Source organism: Methanosarcina subterranea (genome assembly GCF_055385895.1).
The window spans coordinates 2,330,916-2,350,587 of record NZ_AP042426.1 but is presented as its reverse complement, the minus strand read 5'-3'; the positions used below and the strand labels follow the sequence as shown (position 1 = coordinate 2,350,587).

Annotated in this window: 16 protein-coding genes; 13 read left to right on the top strand and 3 right to left on the bottom strand. The window is 44.3% G+C overall.

Going from position 1 to position 19,672, the window contains the following annotated elements; translation table 11 throughout:
* The first annotated feature begins 153 nt into the window (after positions 1 to 153).
* The 4 genes from ACZ5A8_RS10315 (at position 154) to aqpZ (ending at position 5,137) form a co-directional block, all read left to right on the top strand.
* Positions 154 to 1,497 (top strand): anaerobic sulfatase maturase, encoded by a 1,344-nt coding sequence (locus ACZ5A8_RS10315; protein ID WP_464533769.1) that lies wholly within the window; start codon positions 154 to 156, stop codon positions 1,495 to 1,497.
* A gap of 165 nt (positions 1,498 to 1,662) precedes the next feature.
* Entirely contained in the window at positions 1,663 to 3,153 is a 1,491-nt protein-coding gene (locus tag ACZ5A8_RS10310; RefSeq protein WP_464533767.1) for an arylsulfatase, read from the top strand.
* A 248-nt stretch (positions 3,154 to 3,401) separates the two neighbouring features.
* Entirely contained in the window at positions 3,402 to 3,974 is a 573-nt protein-coding gene (locus tag ACZ5A8_RS10305) for a YqhA family protein (protein ID WP_322222335.1), read from the top strand.
* 431 nt (positions 3,975 to 4,405) lie between these two features.
* Complete coding sequence (gene aqpZ, locus ACZ5A8_RS10300) at positions 4,406 to 5,137, top strand: aquaporin Z (RefSeq protein ID WP_464533765.1); 732 nt, start codon at positions 4,406 to 4,408, stop codon at positions 5,135 to 5,137.
* Positions 5,138 to 5,413: 276 nt separating this feature from the next.
* On the opposite strand, the gene pepD is transcribed toward aqpZ, so the two are convergent.
* Both pepD and ACZ5A8_RS10290 read right to left on the bottom strand, forming a co-directional pair.
* Positions 5,414 to 6,934 (bottom strand): beta-Ala-His dipeptidase, encoded by a 1,521-nt coding sequence (gene pepD, locus ACZ5A8_RS10295; protein ID WP_464533764.1) that lies wholly within the window; start codon positions 6,932 to 6,934, stop codon positions 5,414 to 5,416.
* Positions 6,935 to 7,962: 1,028 nt separating this feature from the next.
* Positions 7,963 to 9,213: a hypothetical protein gene (locus ACZ5A8_RS10290; RefSeq protein WP_464533762.1), complete on the bottom strand. Its 1,251-nt coding sequence runs from the start codon at positions 9,211 to 9,213 to the stop codon at positions 7,963 to 7,965.
* A gap of 563 nt (positions 9,214 to 9,776) precedes the next feature.
* On the opposite strand from ACZ5A8_RS10290, the gene ACZ5A8_RS10285 reads away from it, so the two are divergent.
* From ACZ5A8_RS10285 to ACZ5A8_RS10275, 3 genes are all read left to right on the top strand, one after another.
* Positions 9,777 to 10,862, top strand: coding sequence for a hypothetical protein (locus ACZ5A8_RS10285; RefSeq protein WP_464533761.1), 1,086 nt, complete (start codon positions 9,777 to 9,779; stop codon positions 10,860 to 10,862).
* A 937-nt stretch (positions 10,863 to 11,799) separates the two neighbouring features.
* A complete protein-coding gene (locus tag ACZ5A8_RS10280; protein WP_464533759.1) occupies positions 11,800 to 12,921 on the top strand; it encodes a hypothetical protein in 1,122 nt (373 codons plus the stop codon).
* Between the two features lie 198 nt (positions 12,922 to 13,119).
* Positions 13,120 to 14,229: a hypothetical protein gene (locus ACZ5A8_RS10275; RefSeq protein ID WP_464533757.1), complete on the top strand. Its 1,110-nt coding sequence runs from the start codon at positions 13,120 to 13,122 to the stop codon at positions 14,227 to 14,229.
* Between the two features lie 449 nt (positions 14,230 to 14,678).
* Here the strand turns inward: ACZ5A8_RS10275 and ACZ5A8_RS10270 are convergent, their stop codons facing one another.
* Positions 14,679 to 15,017, bottom strand: a complete 339-nt coding sequence (locus ACZ5A8_RS10270; RefSeq protein WP_464534094.1) for an NUDIX domain-containing protein — start codon at positions 15,015 to 15,017, stop codon at positions 14,679 to 14,681.
* Positions 15,018 to 15,330: 313 nt separating this feature from the next.
* Between ACZ5A8_RS10270 and ACZ5A8_RS10265 the strand changes: the two genes are divergently transcribed.
* The 6 genes from ACZ5A8_RS10265 (at position 15,331) to ACZ5A8_RS10240 (ending at position 19,661) form a co-directional block, all read left to right on the top strand.
* Positions 15,331 to 15,579, top strand: coding sequence for a hypothetical protein (locus ACZ5A8_RS10265; protein WP_464533755.1), 249 nt, complete (start codon positions 15,331 to 15,333; stop codon positions 15,577 to 15,579).
* An 84-nt stretch (positions 15,580 to 15,663) separates the two neighbouring features.
* The gene (locus ACZ5A8_RS10260; RefSeq protein ID WP_464533754.1) at positions 15,664 to 15,840 is read left to right on the top strand and encodes a hypothetical protein; all 177 of its coding nucleotides are present in this window, start codon (positions 15,664 to 15,666) and stop codon (positions 15,838 to 15,840) included.
* 346 nt (positions 15,841 to 16,186) lie between these two features.
* Positions 16,187 to 17,713, top strand: a complete 1,527-nt coding sequence (locus tag ACZ5A8_RS10255; RefSeq protein WP_464533752.1) for a type I restriction-modification system subunit M — start codon at positions 16,187 to 16,189, stop codon at positions 17,711 to 17,713.
* Positions 17,710 to 18,912 carry a restriction endonuclease subunit S gene (locus tag ACZ5A8_RS10250; RefSeq protein WP_464533751.1) on the top strand — a complete coding sequence of 401 codons (1,203 nt, stop codon included), beginning with the start codon at positions 17,710 to 17,712 and terminating at the stop codon, positions 18,910 to 18,912. The genes ACZ5A8_RS10255 and ACZ5A8_RS10250 overlap by 4 nt, the downstream gene beginning before the upstream one ends.
* 22 nt (positions 18,913 to 18,934) lie before the next feature.
* Entirely contained in the window at positions 18,935 to 19,507 is a 573-nt protein-coding gene (locus tag ACZ5A8_RS10245) for a DUF6155 family protein (protein WP_464533749.1), read from the top strand.
* Positions 19,497 to 19,661, top strand: a complete 165-nt coding sequence (locus tag ACZ5A8_RS10240) for a hypothetical protein (RefSeq protein WP_322222810.1) — start codon at positions 19,497 to 19,499, stop codon at positions 19,659 to 19,661. The genes ACZ5A8_RS10245 and ACZ5A8_RS10240 overlap by 11 nt, the downstream gene beginning before the upstream one ends.
* Positions 19,662 to 19,672: the final 11 nt, after the last annotated feature.

The window sequence follows — 19,672 nt, the reverse complement described above, 5'->3', positions numbered from 1 at the left end:
GATGACGTGCCGGCTATTGCTTTGCTGGCCAATGGCATTGCAATAAATGGATACAGCCTGGCAGATTAATACCCTTTACACCTGATATCTGTCAGGCTATTAGTGCAAAGAGTTTACTGAATAAACTGCGAGTTACTGGTAAAGAGAGTTAGAATGGCACAAAACTACCTGCCTCCCCGCATCCACGTGCTGGCTAAGCCAACAGGAGCCATCTGCAACCTGGCCTGTTCCTACTGTTTTTTTCTTGACAAGGAGTTGCTCTATCCGGGCAGCAGGTTTTGCATGTCAGACGAAGTGCTGGAGAACTACATCCGGCAGCTTATCGAAGCCCACCGCACCCAGCAGGTAACCGTTGCCTGGCAGGGAGGCGAACCCACCCTGATGGGCATTGACTTTTACCGGCGTGCAATCGAGCTGCAGGAAAAGTACAGAAAGCCAGGCATGACTTTCGAAAATACAATGCAAACTAACGGCACGCTGCTGGACGACGAATGGTGCCAGTTATTTAAGGAAAACAATTTTCTAATAGGGATCAGCATCGACGGCCCTCGTGAACTGCACGACGCCTACAGGGTGGATAAAAAAGGGGAGGGGAGCTTCGACCGGGTCATGAAGGGGCTTCGCCTGCTACAAAAACACGGTGTGGAATATAATGTCCTGACAACAGTAAACAGGGTCAATGCCGATTATCCGCTGGAAGTCTACCATTTCCTGAAGGATGAAGCAGGGACAGACTGGATTCAGTTTATTCCGGTTGTTGAGCGAATTAATGAGGGAAGACGTACCCTTTACCAGAAAGGAGATACGGTTTCAGATCGTTCTGTGCAGCCCGAACAGTTTGGCAGTTTCCTGAGCTGCATTTTCGACGAATGGGTGAGAAATGATGTGGGCAGGGTATTCGTGCAGACTTTTGAGGCTTCTGCGCGCAGATGGCTGGGCATGCCTTCAGGAATGTGCGTTTTTGAGGAAACATGCGGGATCGGGCTTGCCCTGGAGCACAACGGGGACCTCTATTCCTGTGACCATTTTGTAGAGCCTGACTACCTGCTGGGCAATATCCTAGACAAAGAGATAGGCGAGCTTGCTGCTTCGGAAAAGCAGTACCGGTTCGGGCAGGACAAACGTGATACTCTGCCGCAGGTATGCCGTGAATGTGACATGCTCTTTGCCTGCAAGGGGGAATGTCCTAAAAACCGCTTCCTGAAAACTTCTACCGGAGAAACCGGCCTGAACTACCTGTGCGAAGGTTGGAAAGCTTTCTTCAGGCACATCGACTTTCCGATGCAGATCCTTGCAGGCATGATACGCAGGGGCTATCCGGTGCAGGAGGTGATGAGGGTCCTGGCTCTGGAAGACGCTTTTGCAAAGGCAGGACGCAACGACCCATGTCCCTGCGGCAGCGGGCTAAAATTCAAACGCTGCCACGGCCGCGAGAAAAAAGTACCTGGAAGGAAGGACCGGAAGCAGATAAAACACAGGATTCAGCCTCAGTCTTGACCTGTTGTGCAATTTCGAAAAAAAACAAAATGGGAAGTCGAGAAGAAAAATATATATTTTGTTTTATTCAGCACCTGAAGGCTGCTTAAAAGTGCTGATTCAAGATATATATTAATCAACCACCAATAAACCATCAATAAACCAATTTATCCGGGGGGATTACGGATGGCAGAAAAGAAACCAAATATACTGGTCATCTGGGGAGATGACATTGGAATCAGCAATCTCAGTTGCTATAGTGACGGCCTGATGGGCTACAGAACACCAAACATCGATAGGATCGCTAACGAAGGTATCAGGTTTACGGACTCTTACGGAGAGCAGAGCTGCACAGCCGGCAGGGCATCTTTTATCACAGGTCAGAGTGCCTTCCGTACCGGACTGAGCAAGGTGGGGATGCCTGGAGCCAAGCTGGGGATCAAAGAAGAGGATCCTACAATCGCCGAACTGCTGAAACCGCTGGGTTACGCCACAGGTCAGTTTGGAAAGAACCATCTTGGAGACCGGGACGAACACCTGCCTACAAACCATGGTTTTGACGAGTTTTTTGGAAACCTCTACCACCTGAATGCGGAAGAGGAACCCGAAAACCCCGACTATCCACCTGAGGAGGATTTCCCTAATTTTCGGAGGAACTATGCTCCCAGGGGTGTAATCCACAGCTACGCAGACGGGCGCATCGAGGACACCGGCCCGTTGGCAAGAAAACGCATGGAAACCGTAGATCTGGAGTTTCTGGAAGCAGCCATCGATTTTATAAAACGCCAGCATGAGGCGGGCAAGCCGTTCTTCGTCTGGTTCAATACCACCTGGATGCACTTCCGGGTCCATATTCCGGACAGGATACGGGGACAATCGGGGCGCTGGCAGTCGGAATACCACGATGGCATGATAGAACACGATCGGCAGGTGGGAATGCTTCTGAATTTGCTGGATGAACTTGGCATTGCAGAAGATACCATTGTTGTCTACAGTACGGATAACGGACCACATATGAATACCTGGCCCGATGCAGCCATGACCCCGTTCCGCAACGAGAAAAACTCCTGCTGGGAAGGAGCCTTCCGCGTTCCGGAAGTAATGCGCTGGCCTGGCAGGATCCCGGCAGGTACAATTTCTAACGAAATTGTGAGCCACCTTGACTGGCTGCCCACGTTGCTTGCAGCAGCCGGAGAGCCGGATATCAAGGAAAAGCTCAAAAAAGGACACAAAGCAGGGGACAGGACTTTCAAAGTACACCTTGACGGATATAACCTGCTTCCCTACCTTACCGGGAAGGAGAAGAAATCCCCACGCATTGAGTTCTTTTACTTCTCAGACGATGGAGACCTTGTAGCTCTGAGGTACGACAACTGGAAAATGGTCTTTATGGAGCAGCGCGTTATCGGCACATTACAGGTCTGGGCTGAACCTTTTGTCCCTCTGCGCGTACCAAAAATATTCAACCTGCGTACAGATCCTTATGAAAGGGCGGACCAGACCTCAAATACTTACTACGACTGGATGCTGGACCACGCTTTCCTGCTGGTGCCTGCCCAGGGTGTCGTGGGCGACTTTTTAGCGACGTACAAAGAGTACCCCCCGCGTCAGAAAGCAGCCAGCTTTACCGTGGATCAGGTAATGGATAAGCTTTTGAAGGGAATCGGAAGCACCTGAAAGGAGAACTTATCGTAGTACAATATTATCCGAACACCTTTATCTCTGATTCCATTGTAGAAAGTTCCATTTTTCTAGAACCTCGTCGGCAGCTGGAATCTTTATATAACGAGCAGTAAACCCGGTTACCGGTAAAATTTCAGTTTACTGTCATAGTTTTAACGGCTTACAGGATATCCCTGTACAAAACAGGTTGACAAGAAGTAGAAACAAAAAGACAAAGTCAGAAGGCCAGAAGGAATCTGCTGATGAAGGTTGTCAAATTTATTGCCGGAATGCGTTTCTTTGTGCTTATTCCGGTTATCGGGCTGACAATTGCTGCCTGCACTTTGTTTATTAAAGGCGGCATTGATATTGTCCATTTCATAGGAGAACTGATTACAGGAATGGCAGAAACATCTCCGGAAGGAAAAAATGTTATTGTTGAAATTGTGGAGACTGTCCATCTCTTCCTGGTTGGTACAGTCCTTTTTCTTACTTCTTTTGGGCTCTATCAGCTGTTTATCCAGCCGCTTCCTTTACCTGGGTGGCTAAAAGTAAATGATATTGAGGAACTGGAGTTAAACCTTGTTGGACTAACTATTGTTGTGCTGGGAGTTAATTTCTTAAGCGTGATATTTGAACCTGAGGAAGTAAACCTTGCTATTTATGGGATAGGCTATGCTTTGCCCATTGCAGCTCTTGCTTATTTTATGGGGGTGCGCTCACACATAGCTAAGCGAAGTAATAAGGATGAGGAGGAAGAATGCCTGAAAGCTATAGGAGAAATAGTCAGTCCTGATAGTGAACCGGACTGGTCATTAAAAGAAAAAAAAGATTGAAATCAAATTCATTAATTTCCTATTTCCTACTCTCTCACTTTCCTGCTCATCTTTCCTGCTTATCTTCTTTATTATTTCGTTTCTTTGCTACTTTTTCTTCACTTACAGCTGTGTTAAAAACCTGAGAATCTTTCAATAAGTTCTGCGAATGATGTATATTTTCTCACCTGAAGGAACGAACACTTTTTTATTGAAAATAGCTCGATTCTCGTTTTTGCAGTACAGCAGTCTAAATTGAATAGAGGTCTCAACGCAGGCAGGCTGAAACACCGTGAAACAAAGTATAAAAGTATTTTTATAAATATTGACGAGTAAATAGATTAAGATCGAACCGTTGAACTGCGAGCCAGGGGTTGTCTTGCAGGTTTTGAAAGAGTGGGAGATACATAAGCAGACAACTATCGGCTCGTAACAACAGAAAGGTGATTCTCATGAACTTAACTCGTCGATTCTTAGCAGAGTTTATAGGCACTTTCTGGCTAGTTCTTGGCGGCTGTGGCAGTGCAGTTCTGGCGGCTGGTTTCCCTGAGCTTGGCATCGGTTTTGCAGGTGTTGCCCTGGCTTTTGGACTGACCGTTCTGACGATGGCTTACGCGATTGGTCATATTTCGGGCTGCCACCTTAACCCGGCTGTTACAATAGGCCTTTTTATAAGTGGTCGCTTCTCCTCAAAGGACATTGTCCCTTACATTGTTGCACAGCTTGCAGGAGCAATCGTCGCTGCTGTCGTGCTGTCGCAGATCGCCGGCGGTCAGCCCGGTTTCGATCTGGCTGAAAGCGGTTTTGCTGCCAATGGATACGGAGAACATTCACCCGGGGGATATTCGCTATATGCAGCGCTGATCACCGAACTCGTGATGACCTTCATGTTCCTCTTCATCATTCTCGGCTCGACCGATTATCGTGCTCCAGCGCATTTTGCGCCGATCGCCATCGGGCTTGGACTGACTCTTATTCACCTGATCAGCATACCGGTGACAAATACTTCAGTGAACCCGGCCCGCAGCACATCGCAGGCACTATTCGTCGGTGGCTGGGCAATTCAACAGCTGTGGTTATTCTGGATAGCGCCAATCGTTGGAGCGGTTCTGGCTGGCATCATTTATCGTGCTATTGGCCGTAACACCGAATCAGAGTTGCCAGAACGTCTTAGCTCTGAATGAAGGTTGCAGAGAGAAGATTTAATTGTAATTTGGAGTAGCGTGGTGTCGGCGGAATCAAGTATCGTATGTTGTCCTGACTAGCCTGAAGTCGATTATACTGTGGGCATCCTCGACCAATTCTATAGTTCGACCTCTCAGTAAGACTGATAAAAGAGGATGAAATTTAACTGAAACAGTTAATAAAACAGTAATTTAGCGTTAATTGGAGCGGTAGCTCTACGAGTTCCCGCCCGAAAAAACTTGATACAAGTAGATTCCGTGAACAGTAGTTTTTAATCAGCGATAACTTTTCAGTAGATTTTCCAGGAAAACCCAGACCTTCTCGATAGAGGGAACGAAAATTCTTTCAGCCGGAGAATGAGGGTCTTTGATTGTTGGCCCGAAAGAAATCATTTCAATGCACTCGCATTTTGAGCCAATTACCCCGCACTCAAGTCCGGCATGCACGACCCTTATTTCCGGCTCTTTCTCAAAGGTAGCAGTATAAACCTGCCTGCACTTCATAAGTAACCCTGCCTGAAGGTCAGGTTCCCAGGCAGGATATCCGCATTCATGTTCAGCCTGTGCTCCTGCCAATTTTGCAACGGTTTCCACCTTTCCTGTGACTTCAGCCAGCCTTGACATAACAGAACTGCGCTGGCTCGAGAGAATTCTTATATCATTTTCCTCTGTTCTTACTGTTGCCAGATTGTTTGAAGTCTCAACAAGTCCCGGGATTGTGTCCGAGAGCCTGTGAACCCCATGGGGCAGCCCGAGAAGGAGCCCGAGAAGCCTCTCTTCCGTTTCTGCCGAAAAGACCTTTCCCAAAGGCAATTCTTTTCTGGCGACCTTACCTCCGGCTGTCTCAAAAATAGCTCTGTTCTCAACCTCTTTAAAATCAAGGACAATTTCAGGATCTGATTCTGCATACTCATCCCTTAGAGTCTGCATAAGCCCTGAGATAAAGTCTTCTGCCCGCCCTTCTTTACTCCTCAGGAGTGCAATAAATGCCTCTGCACGGTTTGGAATCGCGTTATGGACGCTCCCTCCACTGAAAAAGACTAGTCTGAGGTTGTCAGATCCGATTTTCTCCTTCAAGCCTGCCAGAAGCCGGGCAAGCAACTGAATTCCATTTGCCCTCTGCCTGTGAATCTCAACTCCAGAGTGCCCTCCTTCAAGCCCTTCAACCGAGAGCCTGAAGAACCCGAACCCACCTTCCTTCCCGTAGTCAAACAGCTCCCATTCAACAGGCAGGGTAACCCGTGAATTCTGCCCTCCTGCGCACCCTACTATAAACATTCCTTCATCCTCAGAGTCCAGGTTCAGCAGGATTCGGCCTTCAAAAAAACCTTCTTCAAGCCCGCTGGCTCCTGTAAGTCCTGTTTCCTCGTCAACCGTAAAGAGCAGCTCGAGAGGCGGATGCTCTATCTCTCCTTTCTTTCCGGCTTCTGCCAGCACAAGCCCCATTGCAATTGCAATTCCGTTGTCCGCCCCAATAGAAGTCCCATCTCCTCGCAGCCACTCCCCATCATACACACACCTGATAGAGTCTTTCGTAAAATCGTGCTCTGACTCTTTGCACTTCTCGCAGACCATATCCATATGCCCCTGCAGCACAATCCCGGGAGAGTTTTCATACCCCGGAGTAGAAGGGACTTTGATCAGGACATTGTTCGTAGCATCGGTTTTTGCTTCAAAGTTGCGGTTTCCTGCCCATTCCAGTAGCCATAAGGCAAGTTTTTCTTCATTTTTAGAACGGCGTGGGATTTTATTAATTTCTTCGAAAGTTTTAAGGATCTGTTGGGTTTTCGGGTGCATGAGGGATCAACTCAAAGATATGTTAGGTAAAAAAATTATTATAGCCAAGATCTATGCTTTAATTAGTATTCCTTTCAGAGTTCAGTTCTTGCACTCCTATTGTTAGAACAGAGATTTAAGTGTAGTTCCGGTTTCAGTTTTCTCAGTTAATCGATTGCTATTCTTCCTGTGTTTCCAGATAAGTCTGATACTATAAAAAATTTAGAGGGTTTTCTGCCTGGCTGAAAAGCATTTCCCCTGGCCATAGAAGCCTTTTTTGATCTCAAGTTTCTCTGGAAATAAAGTATACAGGAAATGCAATTAAGACAGAATAAAATATTACTTAAAAAATGATATTTTCCAGTTTATTTTATCGCTTTTTACCACTTCGTCAAGTCTCTTTTTTGGTCTTTTTTGGGCAGACCGCTCTCTTTTGTCGAGTGCAACAGAAATAACAGGTATAGCGAGTACGGCTGTACTGGTCAACACCCATTTTTGATCTTATAAAGCTTTAACCGATCTTTCAGCAGGCTTCATGGAGAATAGCTCGTCTGGTTTGAAAAATAGTTTTTGTTCCCTCAAGCTAATTTTTACTCTATAATATCGGACTTCTCCGCCAGCTTGTCTGGCGGCTCTTCCCAAAAAGAAGAAAGAAGCAGACAGCAGTATAGAGAAGGAAGAAAAGAATACAAAGAAAGCAAAAAGAAGAGCCTATGAAAAAATCAAAGTTGCAGTGGCGCACCCCACTGCAAGCAACAGGGTATGTTCACACCACCGCTCCAAATTCCGTTAAAGTAGACGATAGCCCTAAAAAATTTAGTTTGAGCAGAAATTAACAACCAAAAAATGGAATTGATAAATCGTACTATCATTAACGATTACCGGGGAAGTATTCCATCCTCGCAGCAAGCTAGCGAGATATTTAACTGAAATAAACCTGGACTTAAGAAAGGAGATCTCAGGTTCAGTTTCCGGATCTACTGAGAAAACAAAAATTTAATTGGCGCTGGATAGCGCCGTCGCCTGAACTAAAAAACCTTGCTTTAGATTCACATAGGTGGTGCTGGTCTTCCAGCCATAAGATCTTCTGTGCGCTTGGCTACCTGATTCTTAAACTGTTTGATGTCTTTAGCCTGGTCGCGCTGTGCCAGCTCGCTTTTAGCTTTGCCAACTACTTCTTCACTGGGCACGCCTGCTTTATTCATCTTCCACTGGAACCTGAACGTGGACCATTCATCTGCAATCTCCCTGAACCTCAGGTACTCCATGTTCTGAGGCGTAAGGTCAAGCTGCTCTTCAATTACCCGATTTACATAATCCTTGTTCGACTCAAAAACCACCAGCGGCTCGATAACATCAGCCTGTACGATATTCCTGATATCACGGCCTTCATATTTTTCAAGAAGATTGGCACATGCCTCAAAATGGGAGATTTCCATCCTCATAAAGTCCTCCCAGATAGCTCTTATCCTGGAATCGCTTTCAGTCTGCGCGCAGGAGAAATAAACATAAGCTTCACAGAGCTGCATGAGCGCTGACTTTTCAAGCATTGTCTCCCGAGGATCGCCGAGTAATCCATACTGGGTCACATGCTCTTCTTCAACGTCAGCAATCTCGGAATAAAGCTGCCGTGCAAGTTCATCAGAATACATGTTCCCATGAGTTTTATAGAAAAGCTCGGTCTGCTGCTCACCTGCAACAATGGTGAGGCAATTCATTTTGGTTTTGATATCAGCCGTATCTTTATTATAGTGTTTTCGCATGGTGTCGTCCGGGTGGCGGTGCTCGACACTTGTAGGTCTTCCGGGCTTCACCTCTGTTTTGCCCTGTACAACAGTATCATAGTCGCCTCCCTCCAGATAATCATAGAGGCAACTGTAGCGGTAGAGGTGATCGAAGTCCTCAAGAAGAGCGAAATCCAGAGTCTGTTTTACGTATGGATCGGACTCGTTCCTTGCAAGGTTAGCAGTGAGATCGACAGCCACCTGTTCGTACCCAAGTGTAGTCTCTATAATAGTCTGATTAGCCGGATTTAACCAGTCAACCGTTTGCTGCTGCATGGAGTCAATGCGCCGTATCAAAGCCATCTGACGCTTGATCTCTGGATCGACAGTCATTCGTTCCATGGCATGGGACATAATAACTGAGGCATTCTCAATCCCATTCATGAGAATTACGCGTGTCCTTGTGTATGCATCTACAGAGTTTCTGTCATACGGAGCTTTGACTATTTCCTTCCAGTTCATGAACTGCTCTTCTATCGGTATACTATCCATATTAAAAGGTTTAAACTGTGCCATTCCCATATCCTCCAGAATTCTTTACCAGCAGGGCTCTCTGCAGGTGGCGGGTGGTCAGAACCGGTATAATTCCAGTTGCTGAATATAGAACCTCCAAAGAGCAAAACCGTAGCCTGTTGCCATAATTACTCAGCAGAATGCCCCACACATCTGCAATAATTCCTGCCTTAAGCTTCAACCCCGGCTGCAGGCAAGGCAACTGGCATGTAACTGGTCTTTTTTAGTTATTTTAGCGTATAGTAATCTTGCTTAAATCGATTAATAGGATATATGTATAAATTTGATCTATATAAAATCCATCGTATAATAATTCCAAGATGAGTAGAGGTTTCGAGATGAGTAAACTTCAAAATAAGTAAACTTCAAAATAAGTAAACTTCAAAATAAGTAAACTTCAAAATAAGTAAACTTCGAGATGAGTAATATAGTTTCGATATTAGTATAATAACGAAATACTATAAAATTAACTAAAGGTACTATAACAGCGTGTTCCAGCCGGTAATGGACATGAAAACTGGGTTCTCAGGGGAGAGTAGAGCCTAAAAAGGGGGAGCAAACTTACAATGGTAGATAATTCAGATATGGTAATTTTCTGGGCTGTAGTTATGGCCCGCTTCTTGATACCGCTCACCATTCCTCGTTACCCTCTCCCCGGCGTGCTGGCATGCCTGGTCCTGGACGGTGTTGACCAGACAATCTTCCAGCTGTTCACGAACCTACCTCTTGAAGGCTACCAGAGCTACGATAAATCCCTTGATATCTATTACCTGACCATCACGTATCTTTCGACCCTGCGCAACTGGTCGAACCTCTACGCCTTCAAGCTAAACCGCTTCCTTTTCTATTACCGTCTGGTCGGCGTCGCTATCTTCGAACTCACACAACTACGCCCTCTGCTGCTCGTTTTCCCTAACACTTTTGAGTACTTCTTTATCTTCTATGAAACCATCCGCCTGAAATGGGACCCGAAGGTGCTGACAAAAAGCAAATTGATAACTGCTGCAGCCCTTATCTGGATTTTCGTTAAGCTGCCTCAGGAATACTGGATACACGTCGCCCAGCTGGACACCACCGACTGGATCAGGGCAAATCCTTCAAATGCCATCATACTGATCGCCTACGCAGCGTTCCTGCTCGGTATGGCCTGGTGGTTGATCCGGGATCTTCCTCCCACCCGCCCGGGCCTGGAAATTGCCGCCACCCCCGTGGTAGCTGCCCCGGCTGTCCCACCCACGCCTAAAATAGGGAATGAGCAGCGGGAGCGCCTCATCAATAACTCCGTGATCGAAAAAATCGTGCTGATCTCTCTCATTACCATCATTTTCGCCCAGATACTTCCAGGCGTGCAGGCAAGCAATCTCCAGCTCGCAACAGGCATGGCTGTCCTCATCATAATAAACACAGCATTGAGCCACTGGCTTGTCAGGCGTGGAACTCACTGGAAATCAATCGTGAGGGAATTTGTCGTGATGTCCGCAGTAAACCTCGGTATAGTGCTTGCTTTTAATTTTCTGCTGCCCAGGTACGATGGCTCAATCAACCTCTTCAACACTCTATTTTTTGTCCTCCTCCTGACCCTGAATATAACTCTCTATGACAGGTACAAGGTTTTACATGTCAGGAACCATAAGACAGAGATAGGCAGTTGATTTTGCGCCAAAATAATTGAAACGTCAGGCGGAGAAAATATGGTCAGACAGCGAACTCTTTCAAGGGGACTGAACTACAAATATTTCTTACCTGTGAAGCTTCATTCGCTACACTGAATAGTTCCTGTCACGCCCGAATAGGGCTTAGGGATCACAGGAAATAGGAGATTTTCTGGGAGTTGCACTGCAAATGCAACAGTATGCTATCCTTTTCGCTCCGCTTCGCTCAAGAGGGCTAAATTACGCTTTCTTTTATCTGTGCAGCTTCATTTACAATACTGAGTCGTTCTTGTCACGCTCGCCTGCGAGCGGCCTTTCCCGTAAAAAAGAAGAGAAAAGGTAGAAGGAAAAACAATTAAAACCAGAAAGTTAAACAGCCAAAAACCCTTTCTGGATGCAAATAAAAAAGAGCTAAAAATTTCTAAAAATTACTTATTTTGCTTTTCTCATTAGTCTCAGTTTCCTTCTGCTTTTTTCTTTTGAAGACATTCCAGACTGGCTGGCTGAGGGGCTTATATTTGTTGAACTGAAAAGAAATGTTTTCAGGGTTAAGTATGAAGTTTGTCTGGCTGACAGGCGAGCCAGGAACCATTCAGCACGTTAAGAGGGAACTGAAAGCTTTTCTCCTTTGTTCCGAAACAGATTAAACAGGTAATCATAAACTACCAGTGTAGAGACTACCGGTGCAGAGACTACCAGTGGCAGGGAAAATTCGCAAAAACTGATTTAAACCCTGGAGGAAAATCCAGATATTGTGACACATCCGCAGGTAATATGTTAGTGTCGTGAGGGATAAAAATATCAAAATATAAAATTAAATAGAGAATAGTACAAATTAAGTAAAGAGATTTTAAGAGCGATTTTTCAGGCTGGACAAACTGGAAACGATAACAAACCCTTTCCGATTGGGTATTTAAGAAGGGAGGCAAACTTCATAATGGTAGCTACCTCGGATATGTTGATTTTCTGGGCTGTAGTCATGGCTCGTTTTTTTATACCGCTCTCTATTCCAAAGTACCCTCTTCCCGGAATAATAGCTTCTCTGCTCCTTGACGCTGTTGACCAGACAATTTTCCAACTGTTTACGGACCTGCCTCTTGAGGGCTATCAGGGCTATGACAAGGCTCTTGATATCTATTACCTGGCTATCACATACCTTTCAACCATGCGGAACTGGTCAAATCACTTTGCTTTTGAGGTAAATCGTTTCCTTTTCTATTACAGGCTGGTAGGAGTTGCTCTCTTCGAGTTGACCAACCTTCGTTCACTGCTACTTATCTTTCCAAACACTTTCGAGTACTTCTTTATTTTTTACGAGGCAGTCCGCATGAAATGGGACCCTAGGGTGCTTACAAAAGACAAATTAATAATTACAGCAGCCCTGATATGGATTTTCGTCAAACTGCCGCAGGAATACTGGATACATATAGCGAAAATGGATACAACCGACTGGATCAGAGCCAATCCTTCAAATGTATTCATTTTGATTGGGTGGACTGCAGTCATGATCGGCATGGCGTGGTGGCTGCTCAGAGATCTTCCTCCCATGAGATCGGGCTTCTCAGTTGCTGCTCACCAGGCACCTTTCAACTTTGACGGTAAGCAGGCTGCCCGTGTGAAGGACAATTATACAAGTAAGAGATTTTTTGATGATTTCATACACCACGAATTGATCGAGAAGATTGTGCTGGTCACTCTCCTGAGCATAATCTTCGCGCAGATTCTTCCTGAAGTCCAGGCAAATGACCTGCAGATCGCAATTGGTGTATCTATTCTTATCATAATTAATACCGAATTGAGCCAGTGGCTTGCCAGACGCGGGACGCAGTGGAAATCTATCGTGCGGGAGTTCATTGTAATGTCTATTGTAAACCTCATCCTTGTCCTGCTTTTTGATTTCCTCCTGGCCAGGTATAATGGTTCGATCAACCTTCTTAATACTCTATTCTTTGCTCTCCTTCTGACCCTGAATATTACTCTTTATGACAGATACCGGCGGGTGCATATCTGGAGTCACATCGCAATAACTAATCTTGCATGGCCAAAACGAAAAAATTAAGAATGAAAAGATTGAGAGTGAAAAGATTGAGAGTGAAAAAATTGAAAGATCAAATGCAAAAACGAGGAAAACAGTAAAATTTTATGAGAAATGGAGGATAATCACTTTAAGTCTTCTAGTAGATCTATCCATAGATTTTGATCTGGACCATGAAGTAAAATTGGGGATTTAATTGTTAGGAAGGGGGCAAACTTCATAATGCAGGATACATCAGACATGTTTATCTTCTGGGCTGTAGTTATGGCCCGTTTCCTTATACCGCTCTCTATTCCAAAATACCCCCTGCCAGGGATAATAGCCTCCCTGGTCCTTGATGCTATTGACAAGACAATTTTTCAGTTTACGGACCTGCCTCTGGACGATTACCAGGCTTATGATAAAGCCCTTGATATCTATTACCTGACCATCACATATCTTTCAACCCTTAGAGACTGGTCAAACCTTTTTGCCTTCAGATTGAGCCGTTTCCTTTTCTATTACAGGCTGGCAGGTGCAGCCCTTTTCGGGATTACGAACCTGCGAGCGCTGCTATTAATCTTTCCGAACGTCTTTGAATATTTCTTTATTTTTTATGAAGCAGTCCGCCTGAAATGGGACCCTCAGGTGCTTACAAAAAAGAAGTTGATTATCATTGCAGCCCTTATCTGGGTCTTCGTCAAACTGCCGCAGGAATACTGGATACATGTCGCCGAAATGAGCACAACTGATTGGGTCATAGAAACTCCTGCAAACGCACTCGTCTTGATCACCTGGGCTTCGGTCCTGCTTTTTATGACCTGGTGGCTTTTGAGAGACCTGCCCCCTGCCCGGCCGGGTTTTTCATTTGCTGCTGATCCTATCCCGACTTTCCTGTCTGACGGTGCAGAGGGTGCCAGAACTCGCGAGGAGCGTAAGCAGATGAAAATGGTCCATACGTTGTTATCCGAAAAGCTTGTAACCCGAGAACTGGCCGAAAAGATTGTGCTTATCTCCCTTCTGAGCATAATCTTTGCCGAAGTGCTCCCAGGTGTTAGGGCAGGCAGCTTCCAGGTGGCAGCCGGCTTATCCATCCTCATAGTGATTAATACAGCATTGAGCCAGTGGCTTGTCAGGCGCGGGAGGCAGTGGAGGTCTATTATTCAGGAACTTGTCGTAATGTCAGTTGTAAATTTCGGCCTGATCCTGCTCTTCAATTTCCTGCTACCCTCACTCAATGGTTCGATAGACCTGTTAGACACCCTATTTTTTGTCCTTCTTCTGACCCTGAACGTCACCCTCTATGACAGGTACAGGCGCACGCATATCTGGAGCTATAACAACAAAAGGTGATTTTTGGAATTCAAAGAACAACAAGTGAAAATAGTTCTAACTCTTAAAGTGTTAGGGTATAATGGTGCATTAGGGTATAATGGTGCAGGTGATTGTCAATCAAGAAAGAATCCATAAAAAAAGTTATAATAATAATCCGAAAGAGAGCGGGGAAGCGGTAGAACAGAACAATTAAGAAGGAATTTTAACTCTTTGCCAGCAAACGAAGGCACAAGAAACCTGAAAAGGCTGGTCCCGGTTAAAACATAACTTTTTACCATTGGTCATCGGTTAAGGAAAAATCGTTATCACTTGCATTGATTTTCATAAAATTTGTTAAATTATTCATCAAATGCAAAACTGGAATCTGATATCGATTTCAATTTAAACACTAAACATTTGGGTTTGAGTTTTTCCGTCGAAATCGAGATCCGCAGCTCAAAATCCTTAACCGAATACAAATGAACTTTTTACTTACTCTCCCTCTCCTTCAGCTCATAATACCTATCCAGTATTTTAAGCGTATTCTCAGAAACCTGTACTTCCATATCCTTGACTGGCTTGAAATACGCAAAATGGTGAATCTCGCTTCCCGGCTCTGGCTCCCCTTTCGCCCGAATCCTGAAGACCTTTGACGCATGAAACTTGAAAAGGTACCTGACGTCGTAAGCCCGAAGCCCGGTCTCCTCCCTGAGCTCCCGGATTGCAGCTTCGATGCTTGCCTCCCCTTTTTCCGGCTTTCCTCCGGGAAGCCGATAGTAAGACCCCGAACTGCTCACGAGCAGGACACCTTCCTCGGTTTCAACAATTGCCGAGCCTCTGCGGTTGTCGTATGCGCTTGGAATATTTTTGCCCCCTTGAAAAGGTTGTATTTTGTAGGTTTGCTACTTAGAGCCTATCCGAAAAGTGTTGTGACCTGTGTAGATGTACGACATTATGATTTATCGTAACTTCTGCAACATGCCGTTAATAGTATATCCTAAATGTGGTAAATTCTTGTCCTAATCTTGAGTGTAATTATATCATAAAAGAAATTGTGAAGATAAAAGACATAGAAGAAGAGGCCTAAACTATATTATATGCGGAATAAGAATAGAACTTCTGGAAGGAGGAATCAAAACCATGACAGAAATGACTCTAATCGAAGCACTGGAAAAACTTGCATTAATCACGAAAAAAGGACTAGATGAACCGATTCATATCCCAGGTAATGCAAATGAACCTATTACAATTGGTGAAGCAATTAAAGAAATAAAAGATCATGCTTCCGACATTTCTGAAATTGATAATTATATCATAAGCAGTGACGGTATTCGAAAAACAGTGGAAGATGGAAGCGAGATTGTATATCAGGTTAAAGAAAGTAAGTGACAACCTTTACTCTCCATTCAAAAACTATATAGCTTAGGTGTCGCTATGCATAAAACTTTTAGGAACTTTAACGGTAAAACCTACATGCTCGATGAACCCAGTTATTTTGGACTTGATAAATCCGATGCCGAGAAGAGAAAAGCGATATTGAAGAAGAGTGGACTTGGAGTCAGATGCATAAAAAAGGCAAATGGCAAGTACGTAATATACCGTGAGTATATTGGGGATATAAACAAAGAAGATGGCTCTTCATTTTTTTAGGGTGGGTTAAGAGCCTATCCAAAAAATGTTTGACCCATTGTAATATTTACAGCAAGGGATATGCACATGGAGTAGATACTTAGACATTATAAGCCTGTTATAGCTTTTCAACGTGTATTCTGCTTTTCGGATAGGTTCTTATGGATTGGTTTTATTTCTGAAATTATTTAAATCTTCAATGAGGCTGGTTGTTTCCTTTCTCCTATTTTTATCACGCCTGGCCTGCTATCCATGTCCCTGATAAAATCAACACGGATTTCTATAAAACTTTTTTTCGACATTTTAGCAACATATTTATGTTAATTCAGTGATGAGAACTAAAAACAAGTTCAAGAGATGATGAAAAATGGCAGGCAACAACAACGAAACTGAAAAAAGGTTATGGGACGTAGCAAACGAGCTCCGGGCAAATTCCGGCTTAAAAGCCTCGGAATACTCCGTCCCTGTACTCGGATTAATTTTTTTAAGATATGCAGAGTTCAAATTTGCTCAGGCAGAACAGGAACTAAAGCTGGAACTGGAAAACAACTCATCCACCCGGAGAAGAAAAAAAGAAATCTCAAAAGTGGATTTTCAGGCAAAGGGAGTCCTTTACCTTCCGGAAAAATCCAGATACTCTTATTTGCTGGACCTGCCAGAAAGCGAAAACACAGGAAAAGCCGTCAATGAGGCGATGGAAGCAATTGAAGCCGAAAATCCGGAACTGACCGACATCCTGCCAAAAAACTACACCTCTTTTGAAAATGACCTGCTCATTGCCCTTTTAAAAGCCTTTAAACTGCCCACGGACATCCAGGGAGATGCCTTCGGCAAGATCTACGAGTATTTCCTCGGCAAATTCGCAATGGCAGAAGGCCAGAAAGGCGGGGAATTCTTCACCCCTATATCCCTTGTCAAGCTGATTGTAGAAATTATCGAGCCCTACCACGGAAAAATCCTTGACCCTGCCTGTGGGTCAGGCGGCATGTTCGTCCAGAGCGCCCATTTCGTGGAAAATCACCACAGAAAAGCCAGTTCCGAAATCTCTGTCTACGGCCAGGAAAAAGTAGCCGATACAGTCCGGCTCTGCAAAATGAACCTTGCAGTCCACGGCCTCTCAGGGGATATTAAAGAAGGCAACACCTATTACGAAAACATCCACAACGCAGTCGGAGCTTTCGATTTCGTAATGGCAAATCCCCCCTTCAACGTGAAAAAAGTCGATTTTGAAAAAGTCAAAGGAGACAAAAGGCTCCCACTCGGCACTCCCTCCACTGATAATGCAAACTACCTCTGGATCCAGCACTTCTGGTCAGCCTTAAACGAAAAAGGTAGGGCTGGCTTCGTTATGGCGAACTCCGCCTCCGATGCCAGAGGCACAGAAGCCGAAATCAGGAAGCAGCTCATTGAAAGCAATGCAGTTGACGTAATGGTTTCCATCGGCTCAAACTTTTTCTACACCGTTACCCTCCCCTGCACCCTCTGGTTCCTGGACAAAGGTAAAGCCAGAACCGCCCGAAAAGATCAGATTCTCTTCATTGATGCCAGGGAGATTTTTACGCAGGTCGACCGGGCGCACAGGGAGTTTACCGTCGAGCAGATTGAAAAAATCGCTGGAATCGTCAGGAGCTACCGCGAAGAAGAAGGAAGCGAACCTTATGAGGATGTCAAAGGTTTGTGTAAGGTTTCAACTCTTGACGAGGTAAGAGAGCAGGGGTATTCTCTGAATCCGGGAAGGTATGTAGGGGTTGCCGAAACTGTTGAAGAGGATTTTGATTTTGTTGAGAGGCTGCAAGAGTTAAATGAAGAGCTTGAAGGGCTGAATCTCGAAGCTAGGGAGCTGGAAGAAGATATTTCTGAAAATGTGACAAAACTTTTGGGGGATATAATTTGAAGGCCAAAACACATCAGTGGAAAAGGGTTTTAATCAAAGATATTTGTGAGTCAATTATTGATTGTGTTAACAAAACTGCCCCTACTGTTGAAGGCCCCACTCCTTACAAAATGATAAGAACAACAAATGTGAAAACAGGATGTATTGACCTCACTAATGTAAGATATGTAACAAAAGAAACATATGACAAGTGGACACGGAGAGCTGTACCACGAAAGGGAGACGTAATTCTCACAAGAGAAGCTCCATTGGGCGAAGTTGGAATGATTAGGGTCAACGATACTATATTTTTGGGACAACGTTTAGTCCAATATCGTGCAGATCCAGAAAAGCTTGACAACCGTTTTTTGTTGTACTCGTTTCAAGCTTATGATTTACAAGCACAAATAAAGTCTTTTGGCTCCGGTGCTACAGTTGAGCATATGCGTGTCCCTGATGCAGAAAAGCTAACAATTTTACTTCCTGACATACAAATTCAAAAAAAAATTGCCTCCATCCTCTCCAGCTACGATGACCTTATCGAAAACAACACCCTGCGAATAGAAATCCTTGAACAGATGGCAAAGCTGGTTTATGAAGAATGGTTCGTTAAGTTCAAGTTTCCAGGGCATGAAAATGTAAAAATGGTGCCTTCTGATTTAGGGGAAATTCCGGAGGGGTGGAAAGTGGAGAAATTGGGTTCTGCGGTTGAACTTGCTTATGGAAAATCACTTACTGCGAAGGATAGAACTGGTGGCTCTTTCCCAGTATATGGATCTGCGGGCGTTGTTGGAGCCCATCATGAATATATGGTAAATGGTCCAGGAATAATAGTAGGTCGCAAAGGAAATGTTGGCTCCGTTTTTTGGTCCAATGAAAATTTTTTCCCGATAGATACTGTGTTTTATGTAAAAACAAATATTCCTCTTCACTATGTTTACTTCAATTTGAAAAATCAGAACTTTATTAATAATGATGCAGCTGTGCCCGGATTAAATAGGAATCAAGCATCTTCACTGCCTTTCTTAATTCCGAATGATAATATATTGATAGAGTTTGAAAAAAATATAGACTCTATTTTTAAAGAAATAGACATTTTGAGCAGGAAAAATCAAAACCTCCGCAAAACCCGCGACCTTCTTCTCCCCAAACTGATCTCAGGGGAAATAGATATTTCTGATCTGGATATTCGCATAAGAAACGAGTTTCAGGAATCGTAATTCAACCTTCGGGAGCCATAAGATGAAAAAGGATTCAGATTTAAAGTGGTCCGACCTGAAAAAATCACTTCAGAAATCAGACAAGAAAGAACTCTTAAATGTCATTCAGGAACTTTATAAGTATTCTGAGGATAATCGAAGGTATCTGCTTGCCCGGTTTATTGATACGGAAAAGGCTCCGAAAGTTCTGGAAGAGTACAGAGAGATAGTTGTAAATGAATTTTTTCCGGAAAAGGGGGTTGGAGAACTCCGTTATTCTGTTGCGGAAAAGGCGATTAGCGAGTATTCGGAAGCTTCAGGGGATTTTGAAGGAAAAATGGAGCTGATGCTTACTTATGTAGAAAATGGGGTAGAATATACAAACGAATATGGGGACATAGATGAAGAGTTCTATGATAAAATTTATGAAATGCTTGAGCAGTTTTGCGCCCTGTTAAAAACCCCTGAAGGCAAACCACTTTACACCCTGTTCAAGGAGCGACTTCTTAAAGTCCGTGATGATTCGGAAGAGATCGCTTGGTGTTTCGGGGACGCGGTTGATATCCTCATTACGAAAATTGAAGAGTTTTTTGAAGAAGATAAGAATGACACATAACACCAAAAATCTCAAAATCGAGGAAAGACTTGAGCTAATTGACAGCGAACTACATCCTGTAAGAAAAGAATACCTTGAGAGACTGGATGAGATCAAAAAAGAGGGGACTATTTCAGGAAGCGAATTTGAAAAGAAATTCGGGGTAAAGTTTTGAGATATTCTTAT

Bases quoted from the DNA above. Each gene is read 5' to 3' on its own strand.
- ACZ5A8_RS10265 (WP_464533755.1), top strand. From the start codon at position 15,331: ATGACAGAAATGACTCTAATCGAAGCACTGGAAAAACTTGCATTAATC.
- ACZ5A8_RS10255 (WP_464533752.1), top strand. From the start codon at position 16,187: ATGGCAGGCAACAACAACGAAACTGAAAAAAGGTTATGGGACGTAGCA.
- ACZ5A8_RS10245 (WP_464533749.1), top strand. From the start codon at position 18,935: ATGAAAAAGGATTCAGATTTAAAGTGGTCCGACCTGAAAAAATCACTT.
- ACZ5A8_RS10280 (WP_464533759.1), top strand. From the start codon at position 11,800: ATGGTAGCTACCTCGGATATGTTGATTTTCTGGGCTGTAGTCATGGCT.
- ACZ5A8_RS10260 (WP_464533754.1), top strand. From the start codon at position 15,664: ATGCTCGATGAACCCAGTTATTTTGGACTTGATAAATCCGATGCCGAG.
- ACZ5A8_RS10285 (WP_464533761.1), top strand. From the start codon at position 9,777: ATGGTAGATAATTCAGATATGGTAATTTTCTGGGCTGTAGTTATGGCC.
- pepD (WP_464533764.1), bottom strand. From the start codon at position 6,934: ATGCACCCGAAAACCCAACAGATCCTTAAAACTTTCGAAGAAATTAAT.
- ACZ5A8_RS10290 (WP_464533762.1), bottom strand. From the start codon at position 9,213: ATGGCACAGTTTAAACCTTTTAATATGGATAGTATACCGATAGAAGAG.
- ACZ5A8_RS10310 (WP_464533767.1), top strand. From the start codon at position 1,663: ATGGCAGAAAAGAAACCAAATATACTGGTCATCTGGGGAGATGACATT.
- ACZ5A8_RS10315 (WP_464533769.1), top strand. From the start codon at position 154: ATGGCACAAAACTACCTGCCTCCCCGCATCCACGTGCTGGCTAAGCCA.
- ACZ5A8_RS10275 (WP_464533757.1), top strand. From the start codon at position 13,120: ATGCAGGATACATCAGACATGTTTATCTTCTGGGCTGTAGTTATGGCC.
- aqpZ (WP_464533765.1), top strand. From the start codon at position 4,406: ATGAACTTAACTCGTCGATTCTTAGCAGAGTTTATAGGCACTTTCTGG.
- ACZ5A8_RS10305 (WP_322222335.1), top strand. From the start codon at position 3,402: ATGAAGGTTGTCAAATTTATTGCCGGAATGCGTTTCTTTGTGCTTATT.
- ACZ5A8_RS10240 (WP_322222810.1), top strand. From the start codon at position 19,497: ATGACACATAACACCAAAAATCTCAAAATCGAGGAAAGACTTGAGCTA.